6 protein-coding genes are annotated in these 15,177 nt (G+C 40.1%); 2 read left to right on the forward strand and 4 right to left on the reverse strand.

What is annotated here, in order from left to right:
• Positions 1–159: 159 nt before the first annotated feature.
• Positions 160–9,582: a DUF5776 domain-containing protein gene (locus tag ACOMA7_RS02570; RefSeq protein ID WP_421391762.1), complete on the forward strand. Its 9,423-nt coding sequence runs from the start codon at positions 160–162 to the stop codon at positions 9,580–9,582.
• A gap of 44 nt (positions 9,583–9,626) precedes the next feature.
• On the opposite strand, the gene ACOMA7_RS02575 is transcribed toward ACOMA7_RS02570, so the two are convergent.
• Both ACOMA7_RS02575 and ACOMA7_RS02580 read right to left on the reverse strand, forming a co-directional pair.
• The gene (locus ACOMA7_RS02575) at positions 9,627–11,141 is read right to left on the reverse strand and encodes a glycosyltransferase (protein ID WP_421391764.1); all 1,515 of its coding nucleotides are present in this window, start codon (positions 11,139–11,141) and stop codon (positions 9,627–9,629) included.
• A gap of 2 nt (positions 11,142–11,143) precedes the next feature.
• Positions 11,144–12,778, reverse strand: coding sequence for a glycosyltransferase (locus tag ACOMA7_RS02580; protein WP_421391766.1), 1,635 nt, complete (start codon positions 12,776–12,778; stop codon positions 11,144–11,146).
• Positions 12,779–12,933: 155 nt separating this feature from the next.
• Here ACOMA7_RS02580 and ACOMA7_RS02585 point away from each other — a divergent pair, with 155 nt between their 5' ends.
• A complete protein-coding gene (locus tag ACOMA7_RS02585) occupies positions 12,934–13,164 on the forward strand; it encodes a hypothetical protein (RefSeq protein WP_054606172.1) in 231 nt (76 codons plus the stop codon).
• Between the two features lie 56 nt (positions 13,165–13,220).
• Here ACOMA7_RS02585 and ACOMA7_RS02590 read toward each other — a convergent pair whose 3' ends face one another.
• Together ACOMA7_RS02590 and rlmD are read right to left on the reverse strand one after the other, a co-directional pair.
• The gene (locus ACOMA7_RS02590) at positions 13,221–13,658 is read right to left on the reverse strand and encodes a hypothetical protein (protein WP_421391770.1); all 438 of its coding nucleotides are present in this window, start codon (positions 13,656–13,658) and stop codon (positions 13,221–13,223) included.
• Between the two features lie 22 nt (positions 13,659–13,680).
• On the reverse strand, positions 13,681–15,084 hold the full coding sequence (gene rlmD / locus ACOMA7_RS02595; RefSeq protein ID WP_155451835.1) for a 23S rRNA (uracil(1939)-C(5))-methyltransferase RlmD: 1,404 nt from the start codon (positions 15,082–15,084) through the stop codon (positions 13,681–13,683).
• Positions 15,085–15,177 lie beyond the last annotated feature (93 nt).

Raw genomic sequence — 15,177 nt, forward strand, 5'->3', positions numbered from 1 at the left:
AATCTCAGCGAAATATTAAGGAATTATTTACTTTTTTAAGATTTTATAAAATCGATGTTTTAAGCGAGAAATCGCGGTATTAATAGGATATTATATTCGTTGTATAAAAACGATTTTATAGGTTTATCACTGAAAATTTAAAGAGGAGGTGCCTTTTCATTGAAATACAATAAGAGAAAAATAAGAAAGCTAAACGACAAGAAAATGTTGAAAAAAGTAAAGAAAAACTGGGTTGTAGTATCCGTTTCTTCTTTTGCGCTTTTTGGTGCGGCTAGTTTTACTTTGATGACAACTCAAGTTAGTGCAAATGCTGATGAAACGACAAAAGGTCAAGCAGCCGCAGTTGTGGATCAAAGTACTTATTCAAGCAATCAATCAAAGAGCCCAGTAGTAACAAGTAACACCAGTTCAACATCGTCTTCACAAAGCAGTTCAAGTAGCGTTCAAGCTAGTAGTTCAGCTTCAAGTGTAAACACATCGGTAAGTAGTGTTAGTAGTTCAAATGTGCAATCAAATTTAGACACTAGTACCAATAATAGTCAAAGTAGCGATTCTAATAATTCACTAACAGGGGTTAGTTTGTCCGAAGCTCAAGCCATCATTGACCAAATGGCTTCATCAGCACAAAGTGATATTGATAGTAATGCTGCCGTGTATCGTGCTAACTTGGCGCAAGGCTTAAGCTATCGTGATAACTTTGGATCAACACCTCAAACTGTTTATTTCAATGATGCCAATGGAATGCAACAACTTGGTGGTGGTGCATCCCGAGGTTTTATGGCGAACAACACCAATCCCAATAATTATCAAATTTTAAATTCAGCAACACCTAGTGCAAACAACGTTAACCAATTAAATAACGCTAACAATATTAATAGTCCAGGTACGACTTATGTTATAACTGCCAATGCACCACTAAATATAAGTTATTTAGGAACACCAACTGTAACAGTTGAAGTTAAGGGGACTAACCCAACTTTCCTAACACCAGTAACATTCGTTGATGCCAACGGAAATGCAATTACAGGAACAGATGGTAATAACGCTGTTGGGATGGCCGTTTTAAATAGTTCAACTAATGCTTTGCAAAAGGTAACTAGTTACTACAATCTTAACGGTACTAACTACGTAGCAAACGTTGGATCACAATTGAGCATGAACTCAAACTACGTCTACGTTGTAACATTGGTACCTGCTGCAAAACCAAAGCCATTGAACTTCTATAACACTAGTGGTCAATTGGTCGCAACCGGTACAGTTAACATTAATAACGACGGTAGCATTACTAACACATACACATTGGGGAACTTGCAAACTCAATACTACTATGTACCAAATGCTTCAACTCCAAACATTACTGCAGATGCTAAAAACAACGGTCAATACGCTGTCACTGTTAACCAACAAACTGCAACATTGAACTTCGTAACTCCAAACAATCAAATCCTAACAGACAGCAACAATAATCAATTGACTGGTTCTGTTTATCTAAACTCCGATGGATCAACCACCATCAACGATACTACCAGCATTAATGGTAGTGGATACCACGTAGCACCAAATGCTAAAGCCGTATCTAACGGAAATGGAACTTATTCAATTGCCGTCCTAAAGAACGCTAGAACATCAACAGTAACATTCACTAGTAAGGGTGTACCGGTAGTCGATAACAGTGGAAACACTGCCGTAGGTCAAGTTAACGTTAACGGAAACAACGTTCCACAATTAGTTGACTACGGAAACCTAGCGAACAGTAACTACCACATCAGTCCTAACGGTCAATTGATTAAGGACGCAAATGATGACAACTTCACTATGGAAGTTGTTTTAAACAAACTAAGCAACTTCTCAAGTGCAACTTTTGTTGATGGCAATGGTGGTACCCATGGTCAAGGAACAATTGCATTTGATGCTAATAACAATCCTAAATTAATCGATAACGGTAGTTTAGATATCAACAACTACTACGTCGTCAATGGACAAGTTACTAACGTTAATGGACAATACCAAGTATTGGTAAATCCTGACGTAGTGAATAATCAAGCGTCATTAACATTCGTTGATGCGAATGGAAACGCTCATGGTACAGGGCTAGTTGCGTTTGATGCCAACAATAACCCAAAGATTGCCAGTGTTGGAACTTTTGACAGTAATAACTACTACATGGTTAACGGCCAAGTGGTTACAGTAAATGGTCAATACCAAGTAGTCGTTAACCCATACTCAATCAGCAGTACTTTACCGGTATACTTTGTTGATAGCAATGGTGGAAACCATGGTCAAGGATCCATCGTTTTAAATGCAAATAACACACCTAGATTGGTTGATAATGGAACTTTTGATAGTAATAACTACTACATGACAACCGGTCAAATTATCAACAATAATGGTCAATACCAAATCAACGTTACTCCAACAGTAAACGTTGTTTACTACCCAATCCAATTCATGGATTCAAGTGGTAGATATGTAAGTGGACAAGGACAAGTTGCAGTGTACAACGGTAATACTAATAATCCTGTTGTAACTTCAGTTACATCTTTGGATAATAACTATTACCTAAACAATCAAAACTCTACAGGTCATGTAATACCACAATTGTGGAACGGAACAGCATATATCTATGTTCTTCCAAAACCACAAGTGGCCGATTCATTGGCTGCTGCAAGCAGTTCTTCTGCAGCTGCTTACATTCAAAGCTCACAGGCTGCACTTAGCCAATCAATCACAAACGCAATTAATTCAGCTTCTAGCCAAGCAAATTCAATTGCTAACAGTATTGCAGCATCCAATTCTGCAATCGCTAGTGCAAACTACCAAAACTCACTAACAACAATTCAAAACCAATCATTACAAGCTGCTCAACAAACAGCTCAAGCATCACAACAAGCTTCAAGTTATGCTCAATCATTGATTGCTTCTGCTAACAGTGCATTACAAAGTTTGAGTAGTTCAGCTTCAATTGATAAGGCTAACGCAATTAGTCAAACATTGACTTCAGTGCAATCATCAGCCCAATCAGTCCAAGCTTCATTGAACACACAAAACGCCCAACAGTTGGCACAACTACAAACTCAATACAACAACAGTTTGGCTGCCGCATCCAACCAAGCAGTCATCGATAAGAGTAATGCGGTTCAATCAGCGACCGATTCAATGAATGCTGTTAACCGTCAAAAGATTAACGACATTAACGCGCAAATTCAACAAATGCTAAACGGATTGGCTCAAAAATCCATCGCTGATTCACAAGCTGCTAAAACACTTGCCGATTCATTAAGATCAAGTGCTGTTGCCAGTGTTCAACAATCAGCTGCCGGTGTAATGACTCAATTAACTAGTCAAAACCAAAGCTTGACTAACAGCTTGAACACCAGTTACCAAACCGCGCTACAAACATTGAGCGATTCTGCCAACAATGCAATCAACAGTGCTGCTACATCAGCTGCTAATTCAATGAGTGCATCAGCACAAGGTGTATTGACTAGCACAATTGCTTCACTACAAGCACAATACGCTCAAAGTAGTTCAGCACAACAAGCGCAATACCTTGCAGCTTCAACTGCCGCTTCACAAGCTGCCCAAACTGCACTAAACAACGCAATTACAAGTGTTACTAGTTCAGCTAATGATACTTTTGCTAAACAAAGTGCGGACAACTCTTCAGCAGTCCAAAGTTTACTAAACAAGAGCACTGCCGATTCAAAGGCAGCATCACAACAAGCAGCACAAAATCTTGCTGACGCATTGTCTGCTGCTAGTGTGACTGCAAAGCAAAATGCCGATAGTTTAGTTAAATCAATTACTGATGCTAACAACGCAGCAATTGCCGCACTTCAACAAAAGAGTGAAGCAGATTCAAAGGCAGCTGCTGACAGTGCAACCGCAGCAATCAACAGAGCAGTTCAATCTGCAATTGATGATGCTAACGCTAAATCAACAGCAACATCAATTGCCAACTCACAAGCAGTTGATCAATTGAAGGCTAAGTACCAATCAGACTCAATGCAAGCATCTAACGATGCACAATCAGCAATGAGTAGTGCGGTGAAGTCAGCCCAAAATTCAGCTAACTCTTTAGCTCAATCTGTTGCTCAACAAAATCAAGATGAGATCAATAATCTACAATCAAAGGCTAAGCAAGATGCAATTAACGCATCTAACAGCGCGGATGCAGCAATTTCACAAGCTGCTGATAACGCTAAATCATTAGCTGAAAGCAAGGCTGCCGAAGATTCAAAAGCCGTTTCTTTAGCTAATGCACAAAAGATTAACGATCTTCAAACTCAATACAACAGCAGCATGCAATCAGCTCAAAATTCAGCTGCCGAAGCAATGAACAGTGCGGTTAAGTCAGCCCAAGACTCAGCCAACTTACTTGCACAATCAGTTGCACAACAAAACCAAAACGCAATCGATAGCTTACAATCAAAGGCAAAACAAGATTCAATCAATGCATCTAATAGTGCTCAATCAGCAATCGCTCAAGCTGTTCAACAAGCCCAAAGCGATGCTCAAGCAAAGGCTGATGCAGATTCAAAGGCCGTTTCTTTAGCGAACTCACAAGCCATTGTTGATTTACAAAGCAAGGCCCAAGACGACCTAAACAACGCTTCACAACAAGCAAATAGCGCAATGAGAAGTGCTATCAAGTCAGCCCAAGACTCAGCAAGTATTGAAGCCACACAACTATCTTCAGCTAACGCTAAAGCAATTGAAGATCTAACAAACAAATCAATTGCTGACTCAAAGGCCGCAGCTCAAAAGGCTCAAGACGACATGAATTCTGCTGTTGCCTCAGCGATTTCATCAGCGCAAAATGATGCTGATTCAAAGATTGCTTCATTATCTGCTGAAAATAGTAAGGCAATTGATGCCATCAACGCTCAAAAGAGTCATGAATTGAATCAAGCCCAAAGCAGTGCTACCACTGCAATTAGTGACGCTGTTTCAAAGGCATCAAGTGAAGCATCTAGTCAAGCTTCAACAGAATTCTCTGCTCAAAGTAGTGCCAACTCTGTTGCTATTGATGACTTAAACAAGAAGAAAGAACAAGACCTATCAAGTGCAGCCGACAGTGCGCAAGCAGCAATTTCCAGTGCGGTTAAGTCAGCTCAAGACATTGCATCTCAACAAGCTGCTCAACAAATTCAATCAATTGCCGATTCAAACGCTAAAGCAATTAGTTCATTGAACCAAAAGGCAATTGATGATTCAAATGCTGCCGTTTCACTAATGAACTCAACTGTGAACGATGCTGTATCACAAGCTAAGAGCCAAGCTGAATCAATTGCAGCTGCTAAATCAACTGCGACTTCAATTGCCAACTCCAAGGCAATCGACGATTTGATTGCTAAGTCACAATCTGATTCTTCAGCTGCCTCAGTAAATGCTGAAAATGACAAGAACAGTGCCGTATCATCAGCACAACAAGTTCTAAATGATTCATACCAAGCTCAAATTAATACTTTGAACACTGACTATGACAAGATTATTAATGAATTGCGCAATGAAATTAGCAAGGCTAACCAATCACTTTCTAACTTGGAATCAAGTGCAAGCGCGCAAAATAGTTTGAATTCATCAGCAATCACCAGTCTATCTTCAGCTAGTTCAGCTGCTTCTAGTCAAGCTACTTACGATAGTTCTGTTGCGGCTAGTTCCTATGGATCAGTTGTTGCCTCATATGAAGCTGTCATTAACAGTCTAGAAGCTGATAAGAACACTGCTTCTAACGAGGTAACTAAGTACCAACAACAACTAAGCAGCATGCAAAATGATTTCAATACAACCATCTCATTAGCACAAAGTGCTGCTGAAGAAGCCGCAAGACAATCTTCAGCTGCAATTTCAGATGCCGCTTCAACAGCTGCTTCAATTGCCGCACAGCAATCAAAGAACTCATATGAACAAAGTGTTGCTGCTGATAACGCTAGAAGTTCAGCAATTGCTGAAAGACAAAGAATTGCCAACTCATACAGTGATTACATCAGTACCCTACAAAAGGAATCACAAGCTAGTTCTTCCGCAGCGCAAGCTAAGATTGATAGTGCTACCTCTCAAATGAACAGTTACTCAAGCAAGATTACTAGCTTGATGGCTGACAGTTTGGCTGCTGCACTTAAGAATAGTTTAGCGATTACCGAAGCCAATGATAAGGCTGACAGTATTGCTAGTTCATATGCAAAAGAAGTAACTGATCTAAATACCAAGTACGCACAAGATTCTCAAAATGCTGCAACCAGCATCAGTGCGCTTCAAAGTTACGCTAGCAGCTTATCTTCTGCTAATGCCAACTCAATTAGTTCATTGAACAGTTCTTATGCTACTAAGCAAAATCAACTGGCTCAATCATATGAAGCAGCGCAAGCAGACGCAGTTAAGAAAGCTGTCGATGCCGCTAATAGTTTAGCAGCGCAACAATCAACAGCTGCTTCAATTGCGAACTCACAAGCTTTGGATGCTGCTAGAAGCAAAGCAACCACTGATAGTCAAAACGCTGCATCATCAGCCCAAGCAGCTATTCAAAAGGCTGTCGACGATGCAATTGCCCAAGCCCAATCCGTAGCTGCTGCACAATCTAGTGCAACATCAACTGCGAACTCACAAGCATTATCTGCAGCAATCTCAAAGGCTAATGCTGATAGTTTACAAGCATCATCACTTGCTAAGTCCATCATGGATTCAGCAATCGCTTCAGCTCAAAAATCTGTGCAAGATTCAGCCAACTCAGTTTTTGCTAACCAATCATCAGCTAACTCACAATCATTGTCTGATGCCAAATCAAAGGCCGCAGCAGACAGTATTGCAGCTTCAAACTATGCTGATTCATTGATGAGTCAAGCAATCGCTTCAGCCCAATCAGCTGCCAAATTGGTCACCGATGCGCAAATTAAGCAAATTGAAGACTCATACGCAAAGATGCTAAACGAACAAGCTGATCAATACCAAGAAAGCCTATCTGAAGCTAGTCAAGCAGCTGTTTCAGAAAGAGAAAGTGCGGTATCATCAGCTCAATCAGTTGCTAGAAGTATTGCAGAACAACAATCAATTGCGGTCGCTGCTGAGAACTCACAAGCATTGGTTGATGCCCAAAGCAAGGCTAAACAAGATAGTTTGATGGCTGATAGTCTATACAACATCAAGCTAAGTGCTGCTAGTATTGCTGCTCAACAATCAATTACAGCAGCATTGAACAGTCAATCAGCTGCTAACTCAATTGCATTGAGTTCTGCTCAACAAAAGGCAATTGACGACAGTTCAGCTGCATCAAGCCGTGCCGAATCCGTTAAGAATTCAGCATTGGATTCAGCTAGACAATCAGCACAAGATTCAGCCAACTCTTTGGTTTCTTCACTAAACAGTGCTAACCAAGCTGTTATCTCAGCCGCTCAACAAAAGGCGCAACAAGATAGCTTGGCTGCGCTAGAAAGTGCCCAAAGTGCTATCGATGCTGCTCGTGAGGCACAAAGAAGTATCGCTGCATCACAAATTGCTTCACTACAAGCTAAGTATGAAGATGAATTGAGCTCAGCAAGACAACAATCAACTGCTAACAGTATCGCAGCTCAAAAGAAGGCAGAAAGCGATATCGCTGACGCCGTTTCTGCTGCGAAGAGTCTAACTTCATCACAAGCTCAAGTAACAATTGATTCAATCAATGCTGCCAACTCACAAGCGCTAAGTTCAGCTAATGCTAAGTCAGTAGCTGACAGTATCGCAGCATCTAACAGTGCTCAAGATGCTATTTCAGCCGCCAAATCATTGGCAGAAAGCATTGCTAACTCAAACATTGCTTCATTGAATACTGCCAACTCACAAGCATTGAGCGATGCCCAACAAAAGGCATACAACGACAGCGTTTACGCTTCAAATAATGCCGATTCAATTCGTAGTTCAGCAGTTTCAGCAGCAAAATCAGCTGCCGAAAGTCTAGCTAGTTCACAATCAACAGCTACTTCAATTGCGAACTCACTAGCACTATCAAGTGCTAACTCAAAGGCTAAGGCAGACAGTGAAGCCGCTTCATCAGTTGCTCAATCCGTAATGGATTCAACAATTAACTCAGCTTCAAGTCATGCTGCTAGCGTTGCGAAGTCAATCGCTGATTCCTACGCTGACTCATATGCAAAACAAGTGCAATCATTGAATGATCAAACTTCATCTCAATCATCAGCTGCTAGTCAAGCAATTGAAGATGTGAGAAACACTATGAACAGTTCAGCACAAGCTCAACTAGATAGTTTGGCTCAATCAAATGCCTCAGCTCAACAAGCTATCAAGAGCCACTACGATAGCCTAGTTGAAAATGAACGTAGTAAGGCTCAATCAGCAATCGACAGTGCTGCATCAAGTGCAGCCAGCGTTGCCAAGAGCATTGCTGACAATGACATGAACGCCCAAAAGGCATCATTGGAAAGTCAATACTACGCTTCATCAAATGCAGCTAACTCAACATTTGCTAGTCAAATGGCATCATTGAGTTCACAAGTGGAAAGCGATAAGCAATCAGCAATCGCTCAAGCTAACTCACAAGCAGACAGTATGATGGCAGAAAAGAGAGCTGAATACTCAAGTGCAGTTGCTTCATTGAACGCACAAAGAGATGCCGAATTAAGCTCTCAAGCTAAAGCCAACCAAGAAGCAATGAGTAGCGCACAAAGCGTTGCAGCTAGTCAAGCTGACTCACAAGCTCAAGTAATTAGAGATTCAATTGCCAACAAGTATGAAAATGCAATTAGCATTATCAAGGCGCAACAAGAAGCAATGTCTATTGCTGCCATGAATAATGAAGAATCAAAACTAAGCAGCCAAGCTGCTTCATTGAATGCCCAATATCAAGCTCAATTGGCAGAAGTAACCAAGTCATTAAATGATAAGAATGCAGGTAACGAAGCGTTGATTAATCAATACAAAGCACAAATTGATCAACTAAATGCTCAATTGAATGATGTGAAGGCCAACAACAGTAAGTACTACTCAACTAACGAACCTTCAAACGAATACATCGTATCCGCTCACAAGGGTGTTTGGGTATACGGTAGTACAGAATTCGGTAAGCACGAACGCAAACGTTTCATGCGCTATGGTTCCGAATTCAAGGTTGAAAAGGTAGTTGAATACAATGGAATCACTAGACTATATCTAGGTAATGGTGAATACGTCACTTCCAACAAGAAGTACGTTGCGCTAAGAAATGATTTCGATAACGTTCCTAAGTATGTTTACAATCTAAGCGAAGATAGAAAACATTCTTCTGTTCGCAAGGTCTCAGGATACAGATATGTACACGGTCGTTTACAATTGAAGATCCATGGCCACTTCGTGGATAGTTCCGATTACACAGATGGTTATTACGCCGTTGAACCACAAAACAACGACAGATACTATCGCGTAATTAGACACCAAGGAATTGTTATTTACAACAGTCCAGTTTTTGCCAAGAAGCATGCCGTTGGAAAGATTAGTTCTAACAGCAGAATAAAGGTCGAAAAAGTTGTTCATTACAAGGGCATCACCAGACTATACATTGGTAAAGGTAGATACATTACTGCTAACAAGACCTGGGTTAACAAAGAATAATAAAGAAGCTCCTATCGAGTAGATAGGGGCTTTTTTTATTTGGCTTAGATGATTTCAAATAATTGATTCCATTGTTTCATGACATTGTCAGCACTGAACTTATCAGCTTTTTCAATGGAGTGTTCACTTTGTTGCTTGTGCTTTTCATCGTTAGCTAGGATATCGATGACTTTGCTAGCAAACTTACCTAGGTCACCTGATTCAACTAGTGCTCCGTTCTTATCGTTGTCGATAATTTCATTTGGACCATAGTTAACGTCGTAGGCAACTTCAGGAATTCCGTAAGATAAACCTTCGATAAGTGCCATGCTTAATCCTTCACCCTTGGAGGATTGGACTAGGACACGGGTCTTTTCTAAGACGTTTTGCTTATCTTGACCGGTCTTGTAATCGATCATTGAAACGTTGTCGGCAACGTCTAGTTGTTTGATGATTTCGTCTAATTCATTCTTGAATTGAGCGGATTCGAAGTATCCCATCATGGTTAAGTGGACATCTGGGATGGTTTGCTTAACGGCAGGGATGATAGAGATTAATTCGGCAACGTTCTTGTCTCTAAATACACGACCCATGTAGGTGATTTCATGATTGGTTACGTCTGAAGTAGGCTTGTGCATTTCAAAGATGGCAGTATCAAAGATGTTGTAAAAGTTCATCTTTGGATAGCGTTTTTCTAAGTCCTTCTTTTGTGCTTCAGTAGGGGTGATGACGCCCTCGTAAGTGTTTTGGTATTTATCAAATAGTGGGGTTAAATTGTCGAACAGCTTTGCCTTAGGATTACCAGCTTGTGATGGATCTTCGGTATGTTCGTTATGCATGATTTGGTACTTATGCTTGGTAGCTTTTACTTCACCCACGGCAACAGTCAATGAAGGACGGTCATTGATAATGACAGTGTCCTTATCTGAGATTTCGTTTATGAAAAATGTGTATAGTTCATCTTCGGTGTTGAAACGAAGAGTCTTACCCTTGTAGTTTAACAGCTTGTACATTGTAGGCATTAGTTGTTCACCAATGTTCATGTGGGTGATTTCCATGACCGGATCCCCAGCCTTGTTTAAGACTAGTTCGTGTCCGATGTTGCCATCTGGATGCATGTAGATGGTCTTTGATTTGAAACCACGGTAGTCAAAGACGTCTCGACTGGAGACATTACCGAAGTTATCGTAGTAATCGACGTTTCCAATTTCACCAACAGTAAGTGGGAAGATGGAAACCTTGGCCACGCGTTGACCTAATTTTTCAATGTATGACTTGTTGTTGTCGACACCGTTAATCTTGTATTCATGCTTGTCGACTAGGTTAGAGTATCTTAGGTACTCATGGTGCTTCTTAGGACCCATTTCACCTTGGAAGTAGTCGTACATGTTAATGATATCGTCATCTGCGATACCGTATTTTTGAATTTCTTGATGCAACGAAGGGTTGTAATTTCTGGTAACAATCTTGGCATCAACGTTATTTTGTTTAAACAGTTTGATTCGGTTCATGGCTGAAAATTCAGTTCCCGAATTGAATGTAAAAATGTTTTCATTCACGAATAAAAATTTCTTGCTCATGATTATGCCTCCTCAGTGTGTTCCATATCACTTAGACCCTTTTTGATGTCGAAGTGGTATGTCTTTAGTTTGTCTTGCCAAGTCTTCTTAGCAGAATCGATTAGTTGTTTCCAATCTGCCCAAACACTGTCTTCTGAGAAACGGTTTGATAATTCATAAGCTTGATCTGACATCTTTTGTAATAATTCGTCGTCTGTAAACAGTTTGACCATTCTATCGGATAGGGCCTTGGTGTCGTCGTAATCAACGACGTAACCATTTTCGTTATCGACGATTAATTCGTTTGGACCGTAATTGGTATCAAAGGTTACACCAACATCACCTTGAGCTTGAGCTTCCATTAGAGCAAGGTTGAAACCTTCCATGACAGAGGCTAGGGCGTATAGTTGGGCGTTTCTTTGCACTCCAGTAACGTCATTGGTGTAGCTGTGTAGATGAACAGCATCCTTTAAATCGTATTCGTCTAATGAGGCGTTAATGCGCTTCATTGCGATATCGTCGTTGGAGTGGTCAACATATCCGTAGACATCCATGTTGATGTCAGGGACTTCCTTTTTGGCCATTCCCATAGCGTCGATAATCTTGTTGATTTGTTTTTCAGGAGCGACTCTGGCAGTTACGACGATACTGTGTTTCTTACGATTCTTCATTGGAATGCGTTGACCTTGTAGGTCTTCGTTTTTAATCACACCAACGGGGATGGTGAACATATCAACTGCTGGGTCGAAACGACGTTTAACGTCTTTAGTTTGTTTTTCAGTAGCAGAAACAATTGCGTCGTATCTGTTAGCATCGGTTAGTGAGTATTCGTAGTTGTTGTTCATGATTGAAGTATCTGGTTCTTGAGCGTCACCGGCATGTGAGTTATGTAGATGCAAGACGGTGTAGGTAGGAGAACTCAAGTTTTCTAGGATTTCTTCGAAGTAATCAGAACGATCCATTACGTAGATGTTTGGATGGTCTTGGTCCATGAATTCAACGTTGACTTCTTCTAAGAATTCTTGAAGTAATCCCACAATGTTGTTGTGAGTACGAACAGTGTCGTTTTCATCGATGGTCTTAAAACCAGATTTTTCCATTTTACCTTGGGCGTTTAATCTGAAGTAGTCTTCGATAGCTGGACGACCTTCAGGAGTGTACCAAGTTTCAGTGGCAATCTTGTTGTCAGGAGTATACCATTGAGCCATTGATAGAAAACCGCGGTAGTCGTAGAAATCAACACGGTAAAGGTTGGCAAATCCATCGAATAGTTCAACAGACTTAACGATTTGATCGTTGGTAACTTCCTTATCAAATAGGTTGATACGAGCGACGATTTGGTTCTTGCTGTAGACAATCACTCGATTGTGATCTTTTTCGTCTTCGTATCTTAGATTAGAGACACCAAAATTAATGTCTTTTGGACGGATTGTCTTTTTTTGTACGTCGGTAGCTTTTTGGAAATAATCGAAAATGCTTAGGATATATTTATCCGCAATTCCGTTATTGTTTAAATGGAAGTGTAGTAGTGGGTTCCATTCACGAAAGACTAGGCGGTAGTCTTCGCCGAATTTTTCGAATAGTTTTGCGCGTTTTAACTGGGCGTGTTCAATCCCGGAGTTTTTTGCATTAAAGCTAGAATTTAAGAAAAAATTCATATCGGATACTCCTTTTTATGTAGTTACAATTATTATAACGCAGTGAGAGTTAAATTGGAGTAAAGAAAATCTTAAGAAAGATTTTTACATGATTTTTTAACAAAAGTCTAAATTAGTTTTACAATAAATAATGAAGTATTATTGGGAGGATAATTATGACAGAAAGACAATTAATTCAACAAATTCTAAACACAGTGGATGTGGAATACAATTTCGTCAACGTTGACTCAGATAATTCCGCTTACGACATTAAGGCGTTCCAACAAAAAGAAGATCGCCGTCCACTAAAGAATGTGAATGATGAATTAAAGAAATACTTCAAAGAAGCTGGCTTTAATTACACCGAACACATTGGTGACGATTTAGACTTAAAGATTAGCAAATAATACTAATAACAAATCTAAAATAAAAAGACTCAAGATATTATCTTGAGTCTTTTCTTTTAAAGTGTTGGTCCTTGATGATTGATTTCATCAGGGTTCATGTCAGTTAGTTCACAGTCAATGCGATGTTGTTTTAAAACATTTTGAGAATCAACATCAATTGGTTTGAATCCTTTGTTCACTAGGCGTTTGATGTACATAGTGTTGTAACCCAATCCCCAGATAACAGCACCTACAAAGTAGGTAATGTTTGCGGCGTTGCTTGGGTCAACGTTTAGTACAAGTTGTAAGAACATGTGAGTCGCCATGTAGATACAAGCATCAACACCGACGATACATGCAGTGTTGTAGTAGTCAGAACGCAAGATGGAAGGAATCCAATGTAACAAGAATGATAGAATTGAAAATCCAAAACGACCAAACTTGATGCGATCATCGCGCTTAATCATGAAGACGAAGTTTTGCTTGAAATCTGGTGGTTTAGGGAAGTTATCCATTTGAATACCTACTTTCTATCGATTATTTTCTAGTAAATTTAACGACCGCTTCACAACGTGGTGTTTGTGGCATCATGTCGATTGGTTGAATGAAGTCCACCTTGTACTTACGAGTTAGTTGGACTAAATCAGCAGCCATGGTTGAAGGGTTACATGATACATATACGAATTTTTCTGGCGCACTCTTTAAAATAGCGTCAATTAATTTATCGTCTAGACCAGTACGTGGTGGATCAACGATGATGGCATCCGGTTTGAAACCTTCTTCTAACCATTCTGGAAGGAGGTCTTCAGCCTTACCAACTTCGTAGTATGCATTTCTAATCTTGTTGATGATAGCATTGTGGTTAGCATCTTCAACGGCTTCTGGAATAATATCCATTCCACGAATTTCTTCAGCGTGTTTAGCTAAAGGTAAACCGATGGTACCAACACCGGAGTAAGCATCAACGATTTTTTCGTTTCCGGTAAGTTCAAGTGCTGAGATGGCAACTTCGTATAGACGAGGAAGCATGATTGAATTCAATTGTAGGAAAGCACGAGCTGAAAGTTCGAAGCTTAGTCCCTTAATCTTTTCAACGATGGTATCCTTACCAGCTAAGTGCACTGTCTTGTCACCCCAGATAAGAGGGGAGTCACCAGGATTGATGTTTTGCATAACGGAAGTTACTTCTGGTAATTCCATCATGATCTTCTTTAGCATGAAACCTTTTTTAACGAACTTAGGAGTGTTGGTAACAAAGACCACTTGAACGTCGTCGGTGTTTAATGCGGCACGGACGATGACAGTCTTTACGATTCCAGAATTGTTTGATTCGTCAAAAACAGGAATTTCTAGTTCTTGGATGAATTCGACAATCTTTCTCATTACCTTCATGGTAGCAGGGTATTGAACTGAACATTCTGGAAGGTCGACTAAGTCGTGAGTTCCTTCTTTGAATAGTCCGGCGATGACCTTGCCATCCTTCATACGGACTGGGAATTGAGCCTTATTACGGTATTCGTATGGATCTTCCATTCCCATAGTAGAACGGATTTTGAAGTTCTTGTAACCTTGTGGTTGGAACTTTTCCAGTGCTTGTTTGATTAGATCACGTTTGAAACGAAGTTGTGCGGGATATGATAGTGATTCAAGTTCGAATCCACCAACACTGCCGGCATAACTATCACGAGGTTCAACACGGTCTTCGGATACACGGTTAATCTTGACGGCTTTTGCCTTGATGTAATTAGGGTAGACCTTAGTTACTTCAGCGACGACTTTTTCATCGGTAAAGGCACCGGTAACAAACACAAGCTTGTGTTCGTAAAAGCCAATTCCTTCACCGTTAATGCCCATTCTTTTGATGGTCATTTTAAATTGTTGGCCAACTTCGACTTCAACGTCGTTATAGTTGGAACGATTATTGCGATTTTGGTATGCCATTAAAAACGTCCTTTTCATTTATACAATATTAATTTACATTATATCATGTTAAAAATGTTTTTAAATTATCAGTGTATCATTTAGCGATTATTT

Origin of the sequence: Apilactobacillus intestinapis (genome assembly GCF_049166695.1) — a bacterium.
GTDB lineage: Bacteria > Bacillota > Bacilli > Lactobacillales > Lactobacillaceae > Apilactobacillus > Apilactobacillus kunkeei_C.

Bases quoted from the DNA above. Each gene is read 5' to 3' on its own strand.
- ACOMA7_RS02580 (WP_421391766.1), bottom strand. From the start codon at position 12,778: ATGAATTTTTTCTTAAATTCTAGCTTTAATGCAAAAAACTCCGGGATT.
- ACOMA7_RS02575 (WP_421391764.1), bottom strand. From the start codon at position 11,141: ATGAGCAAGAAATTTTTATTCGTGAATGAAAACATTTTTACATTCAAT.
- ACOMA7_RS02585 (WP_054606172.1), top strand. From the start codon at position 12,934: ATGACAGAAAGACAATTAATTCAACAAATTCTAAACACAGTGGATGTG.
- ACOMA7_RS02590 (WP_421391770.1), bottom strand. From the start codon at position 13,658: ATGGATAACTTCCCTAAACCACCAGATTTCAAGCAAAACTTCGTCTTC.
- rlmD (WP_155451835.1), bottom strand. From the start codon at position 15,084: ATGGCATACCAAAATCGCAATAATCGTTCCAACTATAACGACGTTGAA.